This window comes from Ensifer adhaerens (assembly GCF_028993555.1).
Taxonomy (GTDB): Bacteria; Pseudomonadota; Alphaproteobacteria; order Rhizobiales; family Rhizobiaceae; genus Ensifer; species Ensifer adhaerens_I.
In genome coordinates this window covers 2,604,937-2,622,068 of record NZ_CP118610.1, presented here as the reverse complement: position 1 = coordinate 2,622,068, position 17,132 = coordinate 2,604,937, and the positions used below count along the sequence as shown (strand labels likewise).

The 17,132-nt window shown below is 62.8% G+C and carries 17 protein-coding genes; 12 read left to right on the top strand and 5 right to left on the bottom strand.

Annotated features, from left to right (window positions below):
* Nucleotides 1-6: 6 nt before the first annotated feature.
* Nucleotides 7-912: a hypothetical protein gene (locus tag PWG15_RS12835; protein WP_275020296.1), complete on the bottom strand. Its 906-nt coding sequence runs from the start codon at nt 910-912 to the stop codon at nt 7-9.
* A 213-nt stretch (nt 913-1,125) separates the two neighbouring features.
* Between PWG15_RS12835 and dnaG the strand changes: the two genes are divergently transcribed.
* On the top strand, nt 1,126-3,138 hold the full coding sequence (gene dnaG / locus PWG15_RS12830; protein WP_275020294.1) for a DNA primase: 2,013 nt from the start codon (nt 1,126-1,128) through the stop codon (nt 3,136-3,138).
* 55 nt (nt 3,139-3,193) lie between these two features.
* Here the strand turns inward: dnaG and PWG15_RS12825 are convergent, their stop codons facing one another.
* On the bottom strand, nt 3,194-4,033 hold the full coding sequence (locus tag PWG15_RS12825; RefSeq protein ID WP_425536700.1) for a glycosyl transferase: 840 nt from the start codon (nt 4,031-4,033) through the stop codon (nt 3,194-3,196).
* Between the two features lie 202 nt (nt 4,034-4,235).
* Between PWG15_RS12825 and recQ the strand changes: the two genes are divergently transcribed.
* The 3 genes from recQ (at nt 4,236) to tdh (ending at nt 8,550) form a co-directional block, all read left to right on the top strand.
* On the top strand, nt 4,236-6,113 hold the full coding sequence (gene recQ, locus PWG15_RS12820; protein ID WP_275020293.1) for a DNA helicase RecQ: 1,878 nt from the start codon (nt 4,236-4,238) through the stop codon (nt 6,111-6,113).
* Nucleotides 6,114-6,316: 203 nt separating this feature from the next.
* Nucleotides 6,317-7,504: a glycine C-acetyltransferase gene (locus PWG15_RS12815; RefSeq protein WP_275020292.1), complete on the top strand. Its 1,188-nt coding sequence runs from the start codon at nt 6,317-6,319 to the stop codon at nt 7,502-7,504.
* Nucleotides 7,505-7,515: 11 nt separating this feature from the next.
* Nucleotides 7,516-8,550, top strand: coding sequence for an L-threonine 3-dehydrogenase (tdh, locus tag PWG15_RS12810; RefSeq protein WP_275020291.1), 1,035 nt, complete (start codon nt 7,516-7,518; stop codon nt 8,548-8,550).
* 37 nt (nt 8,551-8,587) lie between these two features.
* Here tdh and PWG15_RS12805 read toward each other — a convergent pair whose 3' ends face one another.
* Nucleotides 8,588-9,046: a GyrI-like domain-containing protein gene (locus PWG15_RS12805; protein ID WP_275020289.1), complete on the bottom strand. Its 459-nt coding sequence runs from the start codon at nt 9,044-9,046 to the stop codon at nt 8,588-8,590.
* A gap of 718 nt (nt 9,047-9,764) precedes the next feature.
* On the opposite strand from PWG15_RS12805, the gene rpoD reads away from it, so the two are divergent.
* Together rpoD and PWG15_RS12795 are read left to right on the top strand one after the other, a co-directional pair.
* Nucleotides 9,765-11,822, top strand: a complete 2,058-nt coding sequence (gene rpoD / locus PWG15_RS12800; protein WP_275020286.1) for an RNA polymerase sigma factor RpoD — start codon at nt 9,765-9,767, stop codon at nt 11,820-11,822.
* Between the two features lie 192 nt (nt 11,823-12,014).
* Nucleotides 12,015-12,308, top strand: a complete 294-nt coding sequence (locus PWG15_RS12795) for a GYD domain-containing protein (RefSeq protein ID WP_275020284.1) — start codon at nt 12,015-12,017, stop codon at nt 12,306-12,308.
* 28 nt (nt 12,309-12,336) lie between these two features.
* Here PWG15_RS12795 and PWG15_RS12790 read toward each other — a convergent pair whose 3' ends face one another.
* Entirely contained in the window at nt 12,337-13,146 is an 810-nt protein-coding gene (locus PWG15_RS12790; protein WP_275020282.1) for a DUF2066 domain-containing protein, read from the bottom strand.
* A gap of 93 nt (nt 13,147-13,239) precedes the next feature.
* Between PWG15_RS12790 and PWG15_RS12785 the strand changes: the two genes are divergently transcribed.
* On the top strand, nt 13,240-13,809 hold the full coding sequence (locus tag PWG15_RS12785; RefSeq protein ID WP_275020280.1) for a transglycosylase SLT domain-containing protein: 570 nt from the start codon (nt 13,240-13,242) through the stop codon (nt 13,807-13,809).
* Nucleotides 13,810-13,903: 94 nt separating this feature from the next.
* On the opposite strand, the gene PWG15_RS12780 is transcribed toward PWG15_RS12785, so the two are convergent.
* Nucleotides 13,904-14,356, bottom strand: coding sequence for a VOC family protein (locus tag PWG15_RS12780; protein ID WP_275020278.1), 453 nt, complete (start codon nt 14,354-14,356; stop codon nt 13,904-13,906).
* Between the two features lie 153 nt (nt 14,357-14,509).
* On the opposite strand from PWG15_RS12780, the gene PWG15_RS12775 reads away from it, so the two are divergent.
* From PWG15_RS12775 to PWG15_RS12755, 5 genes are all read left to right on the top strand, one after another.
* Nucleotides 14,510-14,863: a DUF1428 domain-containing protein gene (locus tag PWG15_RS12775; protein WP_275020276.1), complete on the top strand. Its 354-nt coding sequence runs from the start codon at nt 14,510-14,512 to the stop codon at nt 14,861-14,863.
* Between the two features lie 125 nt (nt 14,864-14,988).
* On the top strand, nt 14,989-15,411 hold the full coding sequence (locus PWG15_RS12770; protein ID WP_275020274.1) for a secondary thiamine-phosphate synthase enzyme YjbQ: 423 nt from the start codon (nt 14,989-14,991) through the stop codon (nt 15,409-15,411).
* Between the two features lie 97 nt (nt 15,412-15,508).
* Nucleotides 15,509-15,913, top strand: a complete 405-nt coding sequence (locus tag PWG15_RS12765; RefSeq protein ID WP_275020272.1) for a ketosteroid isomerase-related protein — start codon at nt 15,509-15,511, stop codon at nt 15,911-15,913.
* A gap of 42 nt (nt 15,914-15,955) precedes the next feature.
* Complete coding sequence (locus tag PWG15_RS12760) at nt 15,956-16,315, top strand: hypothetical protein (RefSeq protein ID WP_275020270.1); 360 nt, start codon at nt 15,956-15,958, stop codon at nt 16,313-16,315.
* A gap of 365 nt (nt 16,316-16,680) precedes the next feature.
* On the top strand, nt 16,681-17,067 hold the full coding sequence (locus PWG15_RS12755; protein WP_275020267.1) for a hypothetical protein: 387 nt from the start codon (nt 16,681-16,683) through the stop codon (nt 17,065-17,067).
* Nucleotides 17,068-17,132: the final 65 nt, after the last annotated feature.

The window sequence follows — 17,132 nt, the reverse complement described above, 5'->3', positions numbered from 1 at the left end:
GTTCGTTCAAGTAGCTGCGCACGCCCGTCCATAGGTAACGGGCGGCGCTCCCTCGGCGTTCGCAAGGATTTCGTTTTCGAACGCGCGATCAATCAGCGCGAACTTCTCCGCCTGATAATCCCAATACTCCCGGATGAAGGCCTTGGACAGCCAGACGCTGCCGCGCCCGGGCGTTCGCTCCCAACCCATGCTGCCGAGCAGGGCCGCCTTGTCGAAGATCCGCTTGAGGTGCGTCTTCGAGATCATGAAGCGCTCGCTGAGGTCGCCGGGCGAAACCGAACCGATCGCCAGCCGGTCGGCGTCAGGGTTGAAGCTTCTGATCCGCGAGAACAGATCGTCCATGACCACGCCGCCGGAATTAACCCAGGTGAAAAGATTAAAGGTCGGACCCGGACGGCGGACCTTGTCGTTTCCAACGAGAGCGTGGGCGACCGCCGCCTGCAGTCGGCCAAACTGAGTTGCGTCCTCCGTCAGCGTTGCCACGCGCGACTGTCCATCAAGCACGTCGAGAATGGCAAGGTGCGCCAGCATCCATTTCGAGACATAGTCGAGCGCGGCTTCCGTCGGCTCGATCGGCCGATTGCGCTTGGTGGGTGGTGACGGCGTATACTGCGCGAAGCGATAGGCGATCATCTCCTGCACGAAGGAGGCCGCGGTGTTGCGGCTAGCGATATCGTTGGCGACGACATAGTTGATGAAACGACCGCTATAGAGGCCGCTCGACAGATCTTCAGGATCGCGGTCGTGATGGAGGGCAAGGCCTGATTGGGCCATCAGCCAGCGTTGCTGCGAGGCAAAGATCGAAGCGAGGCGCGGGTTGTCCCCATACATGGAGACCATGCCGCGGGCGTAATCCAGCACGGCGCTGAAGAAGACGGGACTGGACGCGAGCGCTTTGGCGGCGATGGCCATGATGGGTGTTCCAATTCGGCACACCGAATTGACGCTGTTCGCCATCGGCGAGTCAAGCGCTACTTTTGGTCTCTGGAAGGCTATGGCCACGTCTTTTGGTTGCATTGATGGGTGTGATTCCCGTTTCCGTCCTGTGAATTGCGGGTAAGCCGGATCACTGTTGTGGCGTCCAGCGGCCTTGCCGCCTATATGGAGGATCGACCAGAGGTTTTCATGCGCTTTTCACCATCCTTTCTTGACGAGATACGCGATCGCGTGCCGATTTCGGACGTGATCGCCAAGCGCGTCACCTGGGATCGGCGCAAGACCAATGTCTCGCGCGGTGACTATTGGGCCTGCTGCCCCTTCCATGGGGAGAAGTCGCCGAGCTTCCACTGCGAGGACCGCAAGGGTCGCTATCATTGTTTCGGCTGTGGCGTTTCCGGTGACCATTTTCGCTTCCTGACCGATCTCGAAGGCCTGAGCTTCCCGGAAGCAGTGCAGCAGATCGCCGACATGGCGGGTGTTGCGATGCCGCAGCCCGACCCGCAGGCCGAACGACGGGAAAAGGAACGCACCAGCCTTCTCGACGTCATGGAACTGGCGACGGCTTTTTTTGAGGATCAGCTCCAGACCGCGGGCGGCGCCAAGGCGCGCGCCTATCTGCGCGAGCGCGGCCTGACGGGTCGCACGATCGAGACCTTCCGCTTGGGCTTTGCGCCGGACAGCCGCAATGCGCTCAAGGAATTTCTAGCCGGCAAGGGCATCGGCAAGGAGCAGATCGAAGCCTGCGGCCTCGTCGTGCATGGGCCCGATGTGCCGGTTTCCTACGACCGTTTCCGCGACCGCATCATGTTCCCGATCCTGTCGTCACGCGAGAAGGTCATTGCCTTCGGCGGTCGGGCCATGTCGCCGGATGCGCCGGCGAAGTATCTGAACTCCAACGAGACCGAGCTCTTCCACAAGGGCAACGTGCTCTACAATTTCGCCCGCGCGCGCCGGGCTTCGCAAGGGGCAGCCCGTCTGGGTGATGCCGGGCCGGACGATGCCGCCGGAACGATCATTGCCGTCGAAGGCTACATGGACGTGATCGCGCTGCACCAGGCGGGCGTCGAAAACGCAGTTGCGCCGCTCGGCACGGCGCTCACCGAAAACCAGCTCGACCTGCTCTGGAAGATGACGTCGCAGCCGGTGCTCTGCTTTGACGGCGATGGTGCCGGAATTCGTGCCGCCAACCGCGGCGTCGATCTCGCGCTGCCGCATCTGAAGCCTGGCCGCTCGGTGCGCTTCGCCATGCTGCCCGACGGCAAGGACCCGGACGATCTGGTGCGCCACGAGGGCCGCGCGCCCTTCGACAAGGTGCTCGCCAATGCGCGGTCCCTTGCTGACATGGTCTGGCAGCGCGAGATACAGGGTGGATCGTTCGACACACCGGAAAAACGTGCCGAGCTCGAAGCGCGGTTGAAGCAGGTCACCGCCGTCATCGCCGACGAAAGCGTGCGCCGCCACTACGGCCAGGACATGCGCGACCGACTGAACGCGTTCTTGCAATCGTCAGGGGCGGGGCGGGGAGAGCGGCGCCCGTTCGAGCGTGGCGGCCGGCCAGGCAATGGGCCGCGCGGTGCCGGCGGGCCAAAAGGGCCGAATGCAGCTGGACCGACGGCGATCTCCGATCGGCTGGCGCGATCCTCGCTTGTCAGCGGGCAGCAGATCGCGCCGCTCCTGCGCGAAAGCGTGCTGGCGCTCACCATCGTCAATCATCCGCAGTTGCTGTTCGACGAGTACGACGAGATCTCGACGATCGAGTTCGATCACCGTGACCTGCAGCGCTGCTGGGCGGCGGTGCTGAATGCTGCTGCCGCGCATGGGCCGCGCCTGACGCGTGAAGGGCTGGTCGAACAACTGGGCGGGGAAGGCTTCGGCGCGCTCATCGGCGCGATCGACCAGCAGATCCGCTATGCGCGGCTCTGGACCGCGACGACGGCCGCAGCCCCCGAGGATGCCCGCGAAGGCTATCTGCAGGCGCTGGCCTTGCACCAGCGGTCCAAGGCACTGCACTGGCAGAGGCGCGAACTCGAGCGTGAGCTTGCGCATGCGACGGAGGAGGGCGATCTCGAGGTGGTGCCGCAATTGCTGCGCACGCTTCAGGAAGTGCAGCTCGAAGTCACGCGGCTTGAGAACCAGGAAGCGATCATCGAGGGTTTCGGGGTGTTGTCCGGTCGCGTGAAGGGGCCGGCAGCGCGTTAGCCTGAAAACTTACGCTGCCACGCTGAAGTCCTGCCCGGTCTTAACAGGACGCCGACTATTCGCGCCAATGGTCGGCCACCCACGGAGCAGGGCGGATATAGTGGCGCAGGTAGCGGAGCGGATTCTTCTCACGGCGGTCGCCGTTGAACAGACGGCGAATATGCCCAAGCGGCGTGTCGACGCGGCCGCGATAGCCGTATTGCCCGTCGATCGCGTGCTGTGGCAGCAGGCTGCGGGGGAAGAGCACGACACGCGCATTGGCCGGCAGGCGCGGCGCGAAGAAGTAGTTCAGCGGGAAGGTCCAGTGGCAATCCTGCCGGAAGTGCAGGACCCATCGGCGCGGAAACAGCTTCACCCCGCCCGGCGCATTGCGCGTGACGAAGCGTTGCTCGAATCGGTACTCGTCTGCAATGCCTTGCGGGTTGGCGGTAAACTTCTGCTGCAGCGGCACGAGCTTGCCCACCTGGAAACGAAACAGCGACGTTTGCCCCAGCCGCTCGAATGGCGTCGTCTGGTTCTTGGCAAGGATCACGTCGTCTGGCTCGCCAACCTCGAAGAAGGAATCGAGCGATCCGACGATGACGAGGTCGAGATCGAGAAACAGAACCGGCCCCTTGAGATTGCCAAGCTTCGGCCCCCAAAGTCGCGACTTCTGCCAGATGCCGGGTGTGTTCGTCGGCATCTCGTCGAGGTTGAGCGGCGGCAGGTCCTCGCAGAGAATTTCCGGACGCAGCCCTTCGAAACTGTCGGTAAAACAGGTGAAGGTGAAGGGTGGGGTGATATTGCGCGCGACCATGGCATAAAGCCGGTTGATGAACGGAGCGCCGTACTTCGTACCCCAGTTGATGCAGATGATCTGCTTGACGCCGCCGCTCGCCGCTAGAATGTTCGCCATAATGACTTCCCGATTTTTGCGAGCCACTAAAGTACTGGTGCGTTGTCAAGGTCAAGCTGGCAAAAGGCTCAATCCCCGACCTTGAAAAGCCTGCTGATGGCGCGGGATAATTGCGACTTTCTCTTCATTTGCCCTGACGCCTATGGCATTGCGGCCGCATCTTGCGATGATTGCAAGCAGTGATTCCCGTGAAGGAGACGTGATGGAGTTTGTCGAAAGGGCGAAGCGCGCCGCAAGCGCTGCCAGCCATTTCTTCGACGACGCCGGTCCGGCGCCGCTCGATGTGCTGAAGCGTGTCTATGGCTATTCCGCCTTTCGTGGCAAGCAGCAGGACGTGGTCGAGCACGTGACAGGCGGCGGCGATGCCGTCGTTCTCTTTCCGACCGGTGCCGGAAAATCGCTCTGCTTCCAGATCCCGGCGCTCTGCCGTCCCGGGCTCGGCGTGGTCGTCTCGCCGCTGATTGCGCTGATGCGCGACCAGGTGGAGGCGCTGAGGCAGCTCGGCGTCAATGCGGCTGCCCTCAACTCATCGCTGACCCGCGAGGAAGCGATCGCCGTGCGGCGGCAGATCTATGACGGCACGCTCGATCTTCTCTATGTGACGCCGGAGCGGATCGTCACCGATGGTTTCGCCGATCTTCTCGGCGATGCCCGCATCGCGCTGTTTGCCATCGACGAGGCGCATTGCGTTTCGCAATGGGGGCACGATTTTCGCCCCGAGTACCGCGCGCTCGGGTTGCTGGCGGAGCGTTATCCCGGCGTGCCGCGCATCGCGCTCACGGCCACTGCCGATCCGCACACACGTGACGATATCGTCGAGCGGCTGGCTCTGACCAATGCCAAGGTCTTCACCACCAGCTTCGACCGGCCGAACATCGCCTATGAGATCGTCGAGCGTGACCAGCCGCGCCAGCAATTGCTGCGTTTTCTTTCGCGCTTCAAGGGGGCGTCCGGCATCGTCTACTGCCTGTCGCGCGCCAAGGTCGAAGATACCGCCGAGTGGCTGAACGCCCAGGGCATCCGGGCGCTGCCCTATCACGCCGGCATGGACCGAACGCTCAGAGACAAGCACCAGGACGCGTTTCTCAAGGAAGAGAGCCTCTGCCTCGTCGCGACCGTCGCCTTCGGCATGGGCATCGACAAGCCCGATGTGCGCTACGTCGCCCATCTCGACCTGCCGGGGTCGGTGGAGGCCTACTATCAGGAGACCGGCCGTGCCGGCCGCGACGGCCAGCCGTCGGAGGTCTGGATGGCCTATGGCATGGCCGACGTGTTGCAGCGCCGCCGGATGATAGACGAGGGTGGGGCGGCTGACGACATCAAGCGCATCGAGCGCGGCAAGCTCAATGCACTGCTCGCGATCTGCGAGACTGCCGGCTGCCGCCGCCAGGCGATCCTCGCGCATTTCGGCGAAGCCCATCCCGGGCGTTGCGGCCATTGCGACACCTGTCTGAAGCCGGTCGAGACCTGGGACGGTACGGAAGCGGCGATCAAGGCGCTGGCGGCGGTCTATCGCACCGGCGAGCGCTTCGGCACAGGCCATGTGGTCGACGTGCTGATGGGGACGGTCAACGAGAAGACCGAGCGCTTCGGCCATGTCGATATGCCGGTCTTTGGCGCTGGAAAGGATCTTCCTGCCCGCACCTGGCAATCGGTGTTTCGGCAGTTGCTGGCGGCTGGGCTGATCAGCGTCGACCACGCCGCCTTCGGCGCGATAAAGCTCGAACCGGACGCGCGTGCCGTCTTCAAGCGCGAACGTCAGGTGCTCTTTCGCAAGGACCGGCCGACCTCGGGCAAAGCCGCGCGCGGCGCCAAGTCGGGCTCGCAGCGCGAGCGCGCCGATCTTGCCGGCTCCGATCTCGAATTGTTCGAATTGCTTCGCGCCGAGCGCTTCTCGATCGCCAAGGACCTGAACGTTCCACCCTATGTCGTCTTCCCCGACGCGACGCTGATTGCGCTTGCCAAGGAACGCCCGCGCGGTTTCGACGAACTGCTCGACATTCCCGGTATCGGCGAAAGTAAACGCGAGCGTTATGGCGAAGCGTTCCTGGCGGTCATTGACGGGTATGTGGACGGGTGAGGGCGGACAGGACGGGCATCGAGGTGGCGATTGAATCTTTCTGAGCGGCCGTCCTGGGCGACACAATATGACCGGCTGCCATCGCGCCGTGAAATGCCCTGTCGTTTTCGCGCCAGCCTCCCCGGCGCGCTGGATTTTGCTGCAAGTCAAAAGCCGTCATGATACTCGTCAGGCACGCGATGTTATCTTTGAGCGAGAGTGCCATGACTTCAGCCTTTCTGTCCCATCTTCGTTCCGAACTCGAAGGCCTGAAGACGGCCGGTTTGTACAAGTCGGAGCGTGTGATCACCTCGAAACAGGCGGGTGAGATCGCGGTCGCCTCGGGCGAGCGCGTGCTCAACTTCTGCGCCAACAACTATCTCGGCCTTGCCGACAACGCGGAACTGGCCGAGGCCGGCAAGCAGGCGCTCGACCGTTATGGCTACGGCATGGCCTCGGTGCGGTTCATCTGCGGCACGCAGGAGGAGCACAAGCAACTCGAGGCGCGCATCTCGTCGTTCCTCGGTCTGGAAGACACCATCCTCTATTCCTCCTGTTTCGACGCCAATGGCGGCCTGTTCGAGACGCTGCTTGGCGAAGAGGATGCGATCATCTCCGACGCGCTCAACCACGCCTCGATCATCGACGGCGTGCGGCTCTCCAAGGCCAAGCGCTTCCGCTACGCCAACAACGACATGGCGGCGCTGGAGGAGGAGCTGAAGAAGGCCGAAGGCAGCCGCTTCAAGCTGATCGCCACCGACGGCGTGTTCTCGATGGACGGCATCATCGCCAATCTCGGTGGTGTCTGCGATCTCGCCGACAAGTATGGCGCCATGGTCATGGTCGACGACAGCCACGCGGTCGGCTTCGTCGGCAGACATGGCCGCGGCTCGGCCGAACATTGCGGCGTCGAGGGCCGGATCGACATCATCACCGGCACGCTCGGCAAGGCGCTCGGCGGCGCCTCGGGCGGCTACACCTCGGCCAAGGCCGAGGTGGTCGAGTGGCTGCGCCAACGCTCGCGTCCGTATCTGTTCTCCAACACGCTGGCGCCGGTCATTGCCGCCGCCTCGCTGAAAGTCTTCGACCTGATCGACAATGGCGACGCGCTGCGGCAGCGGCTCTATGCCAATGCGAGCCTGTTCCGCAGCGAGATGTCGAAGCTCGGCTTCACGCTTGCCGGCGAAGGCCATCCGATCATTCCGGTCATGCTCGGCGATGCCGCACTCGCGCAGGAGATGGCGGCGCGCATGCTGAAGAAGGGCGTCTATGTCATCGGCTTCTCGTTCCCGGTGGTGCCGAAGGGTCAGGCGCGCATCCGCACGCAGATGTCGGCGGCCCACAGCGAAAACGACGTGCGCCGGGCGATCGCCGCCTTCGAAGAGGTCGGTCGCGACCTCGGCGTGATCTGAGGGAGGGACTGATGACGAACATGATGAAGGCGCTGGTCAAGTCGAAGGCCGAAGTGGGCTTGTGGATGGAGCGGGTGCCGGTGCCGGAGATCGGCCCGAACGACGTGCTGATCAAGGTGAAGAAATCGGCGATCTGCGGCACCGACGTGCACATCTGGAACTGGGACCAGTGGGCGCAGAAGACCATTCCGGTGCCGATGGTCGTCGGCCACGAGTTCATGGGCGAGATCGCCGAGGTCGGCTCGGCCGTCACCAAGTACCATGTCGGCGAGCGGGTCTCGGGCGAGGGCCATATCGTCTGCGGCAAGTGCCGCAACTGCCGTGCCGGCCGCGGGCATCTGTGTCGCAACACGCTCGGCGTCGGCGTCAACCGCCCGGGCTCGTTTGGCGAGTTCGTCTGCCTGCCGGAGTACAACGTCGTGCCGATCCCGGAGGACGTTCCGGATGAGGTCGCGGCGATCTTCGATCCGTTCGGCAATGCCGTGCACACCGCCCTTTCCTTCGATCTCGTCGGCGAGGACGTGCTTGTCACCGGCGCCGGCCCGATCGGCATAATGGGGGCACTGGTCGCCAAGCGTTCCGGCGCGCGCAAGGTGGTGATCACCGACATCAACCCGACGCGGCTGGCACTCGCCAAGAGCGTCGGCATCGACCATGTGGTCGACGCCTCGAAGGAAAACCTGGCCGACGTGATGAAGGCGATCGGCATGACCGAGGGCTTCGACGTCGGGCTGGAAATGTCCGGTGCCGCACCGGCCTTCCGCGACATGATCGACAAGATGAACAATGGCGGCAAGATCGCCATCCTCGGGATTGCGCCGGCCGGCTTCGAGATCGACTGGAACAAGGTGATCTTCAAGATGCTCAACCTCAAGGGCATCTACGGCCGCGAGATGTTCGAGACCTGGTACAAGATGATCGCCTTCGTGCAAGGCGGCCTCGACCTTGCCCCGGTCATCACCCACCGCATCACCATCGACGAGTTCCGTGACGGCTTCGAGGCGATGCGCTCCGGCAACTCCGGCAAGGTGGTGATGGACTGGTAGGCCAAAGGGGAGCCCGCACGCGTGATGCGTGGCGGGCTCAGTTGGCGAGGCCGAACTGGATCTCAATCTCGTGGTAGCGGGCGCCTTGGCCCGCCCAGCGATGATAGATCTCGCGGCTCTCGCCGGAGAAGTTGTGTCTGCTCATCTCGATTTCCTCGACGAGCGGCGCGTAGCCCTGGGTGAAAAGGCTGCGCATCGGCCCCTGATGCAGCGTGGAGGCGACCATGATCGGCTCCAGATCGATCAGCTCAAGGTCACCGCGATAGGCGTTTTCGCCTGTGACCGGGCGGCAGATGCGCCAGTCGAACAGGGTCTTGGCGTTTTTCGGCAGGTTCTGCGCGATGAAGATCCACGGGCCGGCGGGTGCGAGGCCAGAGCGTTCCATTTCCGCCTCGATGACAGGCGCCAGTGCGGCGCTTTCTCTTTTGATGTCGGGAATGGTGAGGCGCCGTGCGATCGCTAGCACGCGCATGGCGTCGGTTTCCTTGATGAGCATTCGAGCCTCCATGAGATTGGCGGCGAAGGTCGTCCGCGATCGGGTCGGACGCAAGCGAAAGACCGGAATAAACTTGCAAACATTCGGTGGAAATGGGCCGTTCGGAGAATTGTTTTGCGTGCCCGTCACCGTGGTGTCGCCTTGCTTGCCTGAACGCATCGCCGCTCTATCTTGGCCGGAGATCACGAGGGTGGTCGCCTGCCGGGGGGCGATCCGGAGGCGGTCGGGATCGTCAAATATGACGGCCGTTCGGTTTAGGAGCAGGGGAAAGATGAAGTTCTGGTTGCGGTGCGGATATGGCACAACGGGACCTTGCCGATTAAATCGGGGGCACCCTTGTCTTTTGGCGGGCAGCGCCTACATCTTCAGCGGAAGCTGATAAACCCCAAAAAGCGATAGGAACGGTGATTTTTGCCGAATCAGCCGGTTTTTCAGCGGAAATGCTTGACGGGATCGAAAATTCTGGGAATCACCATTTCCGAATAAGAAATGGCGAAATGACACGGCGGTTAGGGAATCATGCCAGAGGCGTTTCAGTGGCAGGACTGTCGAAGCTTGCCCGCTTTGCCACGATCGTACTCGTGGTTAAACAGGAATTAAACATCATCCCGTTACGTCAGGGGAAATGATTCGGTGGCGGGTGCGCGGCGCGCCCGAACCTTCGAGCGGCATTTGCACCGGGCTCACGCCGGTTGCGACAAGGAAAGCGACGAACTAAATGGCAACCAAAGTCAAAGAAAACGAAGAAGCTGACGTAGAACGCGAAGGTGCTCCGGACGGTCCGCTTCTCGATCTTTCCGACGACGCTGTCAAGAAGATGATCAAGGCCGCCAAGAAGCGCGGCTACGTGACGATGGACGAGCTCAATTCCGTCCTTCCGTCCGAGGAAGTCACCTCCGAACAGATCGAAGACACGATGGCGATGCTGTCCGACATGGGCATCAACGTGATCGAGGACGAGGAAGCCGAAGAGGCTGCCGGCGGCGGTGACGACGAGGCCAGCGACGACGACAGCGAGAGCGAAGGCGGCGAACTCGCGCCTTCCGGCGGCACGGCGCTTGCGACCAGCAAGAAGAAGGAACCGACCGATCGTACTGACGATCCGGTCCGCATGTACCTGCGCGAAATGGGCTCGGTCGAGCTCCTGTCGCGCGAAGGCGAAATCGCGATTGCCAAGCGCATCGAGGCTGGCCGCGAGACGATGATCGCCGGTCTCTGTGAGAGCCCGTTGACCTTCCAGGCGCTGATCATCTGGCGCGACGAACTGAACGAGGGCCAGACGCTGCTGCGCGAGATCATCGATCTCGAAACCACCTATTCCGGGCCAGAGGCCAAGGCTGCCCCGCAGTTCCAGAGCCCCGAAAAGATCGAGGCCGACCGGAAGGCTGCCGAGGAAAAGGAAAAGACCCGCAAGGTGCGCACGGCCGCCAACGACGACGACATCACCAATGTCGGCGGCGATGTCATGCCGGCCGAGGAAGAAGAGGAAGACGACGACGAGTCGAACCTCTCGCTCGCCGCCATGGAAGCGGAACTGCGCCCGCAGGTCATGGAAACCCTCGACATCATCGCCGAGACCTACAAGAAGCTGCGCAAGCTGCAGGACCAGCAGGTGGAAGCCCGCCTTGCTGCCACCGGCACGCTGTCGCCCGCCCAGGAGCGCCGCTACAAGGAGCTCAAGGACGAGCTGATCAAGGCGGTCAAGTCGCTGTCGCTCAACCAGAACCGCGTCGACAGCCTCGTCGAGCAGCTCTACGACATCTCCAAGCGCCTGATGCAGAACGAAGGCCGCCTGCTGCGCCTTGCCGAAAGCTACGGCGTCAAGCGTGACTCGTTCCTGGAGCAGTATTCGGGTGCCGAACTCGACCCGAACTGGATGAAGTCGATCAGCAATCTCGCCGGCAAGGGCTGGAAGGAATTCGCCAAGAGCGAAAACCAGACGATCCGCGACATCCGCCAGGAGATCCAGAATCTCGCGACCGAAACCGGCATCTCGATCGCCGAATTCCGCCGTATCGTCTCCATGGTGCAGAAGGGTGAGCGCGAAGCGCGCATCGCCAAGAAGGAAATGGTCGAAGCCAACCTGCGCCTCGTCATCTCCATCGCCAAGAAGTACACCAACCGCGGCCTGCAGTTCCTCGACCTCATTCAGGAAGGCAACATCGGCCTGATGAAGGCGGTCGACAAGTTCGAATACCGCCGCGGCTACAAGTTCTCGACCTACGCCACCTGGTGGATCCGTCAGGCGATCACCCGGTCGATCGCCGACCAGGCCCGTACGATCCGTATTCCGGTGCATATGATCGAGACGATCAACAAGATCGTCCGCACCTCGCGCCAGATGCTGCACGAAATCGGCCGCGAGCCGACGCCGGAAGAGCTGGCCGAAAAGCTCGCCATGCCGCTCGAAAAGGTCCGCAAGGTCCTGAAGATCGCCAAGGAGCCGATCTCGCTCGAAACGCCCGTCGGTGACGAAGAAGACTCGCACCTCGGCGATTTCATCGAGGACAAGAACGCGCTGCTGCCGATCGACGCCGCCATCCAGGCGAACCTGCGCGAGACGACCACCCGCGTTCTCGCCTCGTTGACGCCGCGCGAAGAGCGCGTGCTGCGCATGCGCTTCGGAATCGGCATGAACACCGACCACACGCTCGAAGAAGTCGGTCAGCAGTTCTCGGTTACCCGCGAACGTATCCGCCAGATCGAAGCGAAGGCGCTGCGCAAGCTCAAGCATCCGAGCCGCTCCAGGAAGCTCAGAAGCTTCCTCGACAGCTAAGTCGGGACATCGGAGAAACAGGAAAGCCGGGCAGATCGCCCGGCTTTTTCGTTTCTGCCTCACCCAAGCGATTTATTGTGAGGCCCTGCGCCCAGGAGTATATTCGCGCTTTCGGAGCAATTGGGGCACCCCGTCTGAGACGCGGGAGCAATCGCACCGCGGGCGTGAAGCGTGCCCCCGTGGAGGTGTGAAATGACCACTTATGTCGTGCTCCTCAACTGGACCGAGCAGGGCGTGAAGAATGTGCGCGAGTCGCCGAAGCGCCTCGACGCGGCCAAGAAGATGCTCGCCGACATGGGCGGCTCCTTCAAACATTTCTTCTTGACCATGGGTACTTATGACATGGTGGCCGTCGTCGAAGCGCCTGATGATGCCGTCGCCGCACGCTTCGCGCTGAACCTCGGCATGGCCGGCAATGTGCGCTCGACCACGCTCAAGGCATTTCCCGAGGCCGCCTATCGCGAACTGATTGCCTCGCTCGGATAGGCTGAACGGGCAGCAATGCTGAAGCTGCTCAGGGCGACCCGTTTCCCGAGAGGATGCGTGCCGCTCCGCGTAGCGCATTGCGGAAAGCGTCGTCGAAGCTGACCCCGCTGACCTGCCACGCATAGCTTTTGCCGGTGAAGACCATCCGCCAATTTGCGATCCAGCCGCGCGCTTGATCGGACCAGACCAGTGTGCCGGCAAGCGTGGCGTTTCCCTTGCTGAGCAACGCGAGTTCGGCGAGCCGCTCCGGGCTTGCTTGTGCCATCGTGGCAAAGTCCAGTTGCTCGCCGGCGACGATCGCCCTGTCCGGCAGGACGACGGAAAGCGCGAGCGGCGTCGCAGCCGCCTGCAGCGAATCCGCCATATAGGGGCTTTCATCGCCGTCGCGCGCCAGCACGAAACGGCGCCTCTGATCCTCGACCGCCAGCAACACGGCGATCACGGGGCGAGGCGCAAGCCACGGCTTTCGCCCAAGCTTTGCGAGAAGCGGATCGAGCGTCGCCGGGGCATAGCGGCAGGTGAGATCATGCGGCCGGTCATGGGTGCCCTGTTCGTCGTGGATCGGGATACCTTCGAGCCGGTCGCGGTAGGAAAAGGACGAGACGAAGCTGCCGGCCTCAGCCTCGAGTGCTGCGAAGCCGGGCGCGTCCTTGATCGTCGGATCACCGGACAGTTTGACCAAGACTTCGGCAAGGCATTCGCGAAAGCCGGTCTGCCGGTTGACCTCGCCGGTGCCGGTTACGATCGCATCGCTCTGATAAAGCCGGTCGATGTCGCCGGCGTTTGCCGCACCGCCAAGGCTCGCGGCGAACAGGAGTGGCAGCAGCATTCGTGACATCGCTATGCCGTTCTCCCGATCGTTTGCCTTTGAATCAAAAGGGATCCTTAACGTTTACACTTTATCAATCTCTCGGAAACCCGAGGTTCTGCGATGCGTTGCGTATTTGTCGTCGTCCTCCTGTTGCTGGCCGGCTGCGGAACGGTGCCGAGAGACACCCGGAATGCCTGTGCGGTTTTCGAGCAGCGAGATGGCCTTTTCAACAATTGGCGTCGTGCCGCCTATAGCGCCGAGCGCGAATACGGCGTGCCCGTGCCGATCCTGATGGCGACGATCTACACCGAGTCCGGCTTCCGCCATAACGCGCGGCCACCGCGTACCAAGCTCTTCGGATTCATCCCCTGGACGCGCGTCTCCACCGCCTACGGCTATTCCCAGGCGCTCGACGGCACCTGGGCGCGCTACCAGAGCGAGACCGGCCGTTGGGCGGCACGACGCTCGGATTTCGGCGACGCAATCCGCTTCATTGCCTGGTATCACCGCGAGAGCGCGCAGCAGAACGGCATTCAGCTCAACGACGCCTACCGGCTCTACATTGCCTACTACCACGGCCATGCCGGCTATACGCGGGGCAACTGGAGCGATACGGCCAAGACCGGCGCCAAGCGGGCGGCCGGCATGGCTTCGCTCTATAACCGACAACTGCGCGGCTGCGGCAGCTAGAGCGTTTCGGGTCAAAACGGGCGCGTGGAAACGCTCCAGCTGTTTTTTACGCAATTCCAGACGCAAACCGTTTCACGCGTTCGCTGGAGTTGGTCTAGCCAGCTGCCGCCCGATCGAGTTCGGCAACCTCGATCTTGATCATGCCCATCATCGCCTGCTGGGCGCGGGCGGCGCGTGCCGGGTCGGGATCGCTGAGGTGCCGCATCAACGCGTCGGGAATGATCTGCCAGGCAAGGCCGAACTTGTCCTTGAGCCAGCCGCAATGCTGCGGCGTGCCTCCTTCAAGCAGCCGGTTCCAATAATAGTCGACCTCCGTCTGGTCGGCGCAGCGCACGAAGAACGATACCGCCTCGCTGAACCTGAAATGCGGGCCGCCGTTCAGCCCCATGAAGTGCTGGCCGTCGAGTTCGAAGCTCGCGGTGAAGGCTTTGCCATCAGGCCCCTTCTGGATGTCGCTGACGCGGGCGTTGCGGAAGATGGAGGTGTAGAAGCCGATGGCTTCCTCCAGTTGATCGTCGAACCAGAGGAAAGGCGTGATCTTCTGCATGGATATGTCTCCCGTGGTGATTGGTACCAATCAAGGACGAACGGGTGGAGCCCGCTCCGACAGGTACTGCTCGAAAAAAAATCGGCGGACATGTCGGAACCTTTGCGCCCCACGCGTCCTATGGTGGTCGAAAGCACTAAGGAGGATTTCTCAATGACCTATGTGGACGGGTTTGTCGTCGCCGTGCCGAAGGCGAATATCGAGGCGTACAAGGCGATGGCCAAGGCGGCGGGCGATGTCTGGATGGAATATGGCGCGCTCTCCTACAACGAATGCCTGGCGGACGACGTGCCCTATGGCGAGGTCACGTCCTTCCCCCGCTCCGTGCAGGCCAAGGACGACGAGACCGTGGTCTTCTCATGGATCGCCTACAAGTCCCGCGCCGACCGTGACACGATCGTCGCCAGGGTGATGGCCGATCCGCGGCTGCAGGGCGATGCCTGGAAGGAAGTCTTCGACGGCAAGCGCATGATTTATGGCGGCTTCCAGACCTTCCTGGAAATGTAGGCGCGCGGTGCCTTTTCCTGTGGTGGCCTGCCTTGGTCCGGGAACGGTCCGGCGGTAGAAGCGTTGGGCAAATCAACGCGCTGCACTCGCCTTGCGGCGGGTGCAGTTGCCCGCTGGAGATCGACATGCCACAGACGAGCATCACCATTTCCACCCGCGGCCAGGGGCTTTACGAGTTCACCGACGAGGCGGCTGCCTTCGTGCGGGCCAATACGGACGGAGAGGGGCTTTTGACCGTCTTCGTCCGGCACACGTCCTGCTCGCTTCTCATCCAGGAAAATGCCGACCCGGATGTGAGACGCGACCTCGACGCCTTTTTTCGCCGCCTCGTGCCGCCGTCCTCCGATCCGTCGATGACCTGGGTCGTGCACACGCAGGAGGGGCCGGATGATATGCCCGCGCATATCAAGGCGGCGCTTACGCCCGTTTCGCTCGGCATTCCCGTTGCCCGTGGCCGCATGGCGCTCGGCACCTGGCAGGGAATCTACCTCTTCGAACATCGCGACCGGCCGCACCGACGCGAGATCGTGTTGCATCTTGGCGCCTGACCGCCGCATCGATCGATGTGACAGGGCGCAATTGACCGGAACCGGATCCGTTCTAGTTAGAGCATGAGATGGCGCTCGGTGCCTGAAAGGGACAGCAATGACGGATGCACAGACCATTGCCAATCGCTTCATCGAAGCGCTGAACCAGCGTGATTTCGAGGCGCTGGCGCGGCTCGTCCACGAGGATGTCGAACTCGATTCGATGACCGGCCAGCGCACCGTCGGCGCTGATCCCTTGCGCGCCTGGCTGATGAACTATCTGCGCCGTTTCGACGAACAGTTCGGCGATGTGGTGTTGATGCGCGATGCCTTCGGCCAGCGGGTGGCGGCGGACCTGACTGCGCGGGGCACCTATCGCGAAACCATGGAGGGCTTCCCCGCGGCCTCCGGCCAGAGCTATTCCATTCCAAGCGTGCTGATCTTCGAGATCGAAGACGGCGCCATTACCCGCCTCAGCCACTATCGCAACATTCGCGTTTTCGAACGGGCGCTCGCTGGTTGACAAGGGCCCGGGATGGCAGGAATTGCGCAATGGCGGAAATTCATGGTGGCAGGTGCGCGGCTGCCTATGGCATGGCACCGGTTGCCCACCGGATTGTTGTTTGGCGTTGACCAGGAGAAGATCCTGGCTATTGCGCTCGCCGTGACGAGCTTCGCGAGCCTGCCGGCGGAGGCTGCGGCGCCGATGGCGCCGCTGACGATGGAGCGTCGCGACGTCGATCTCGCTCGCCATCGCGGCTACTGCTCGTCGCGCGAAGCGCTACGCAGGGCCTGGCGCCTGGGCTTCCATCGCGCCCGGGTGGAGCGGGTCACCCATTCCCGTGTCGTCGTGGTCGGTTGGCGCCGCGGATACTTCAGCCGAGTCGTCTTCGCCAATGCCTATTGCCGCCCGCGAATCGGCTGACCACCACCCTCGACACCAGAAAATACCTCCGCGTTCATTGGGCGCGGCCGACCTGGCGGAGCCTGATTTGCCTTTGACGCCATGATCGTGCGGCCGATTTGCTCCTTGCGTTCCAAGCCGCGTCGTTGCGCGGGTTGATCTCAATAAACCATTCTTATCAGTACCTTATCATCATGAGCGTTCCGTCGGTCCGCCTTCCGTGCAGGGCGAATCCTGCGCCAAAGCGGGGCGGGATAACGCTCCGGCAATCTGAACCTCCCATGAACGCCGGGTTTCGCTGTCGTTCAGCTTCAGGAACCTATTCTTTGCTCAATCGCTTGGGACGGTGATTGCCCCATTGAACCCTTCAAGCTTGGAGAGATGCCATGAAGAACCGCTTTTTTAACGCCGCTGCCGCCGCCGTCATTGGATTGACTGGCCTGCTGGGTGCAGCTTCCGCCGCTTCGGCCGAATCGATCGAATTTGGTTTCGGCCCGGGTGACGGTATCGATGTGCAGTACCGCGACTACAACGGCGGCTACGGTGACGAACGCGACTGGGGTCGTGGCCGTGACCGCCACTGGGATCGTGATCGCCGCGGCGGCTGCGCCCCGTGGATGGCCGTCGACAAGGCCCGCGACCGCGGCCTGCGCCGCGCCTATGTCGCCGACGTGACGCCGCGCCGCGTCGTCGTCGAAGGCCGCCGCCACGGCTACCGCCAAACGATCGTTTTCGCCAATGCCCGCGGCTGCCCGACGATCGGTCGCTGGTAAGCGTCGATCCTGAAATCTTCCCGCCTTGTCTCCCCCGGCCGGCGGAAGAATGGCCCCTCATGCTT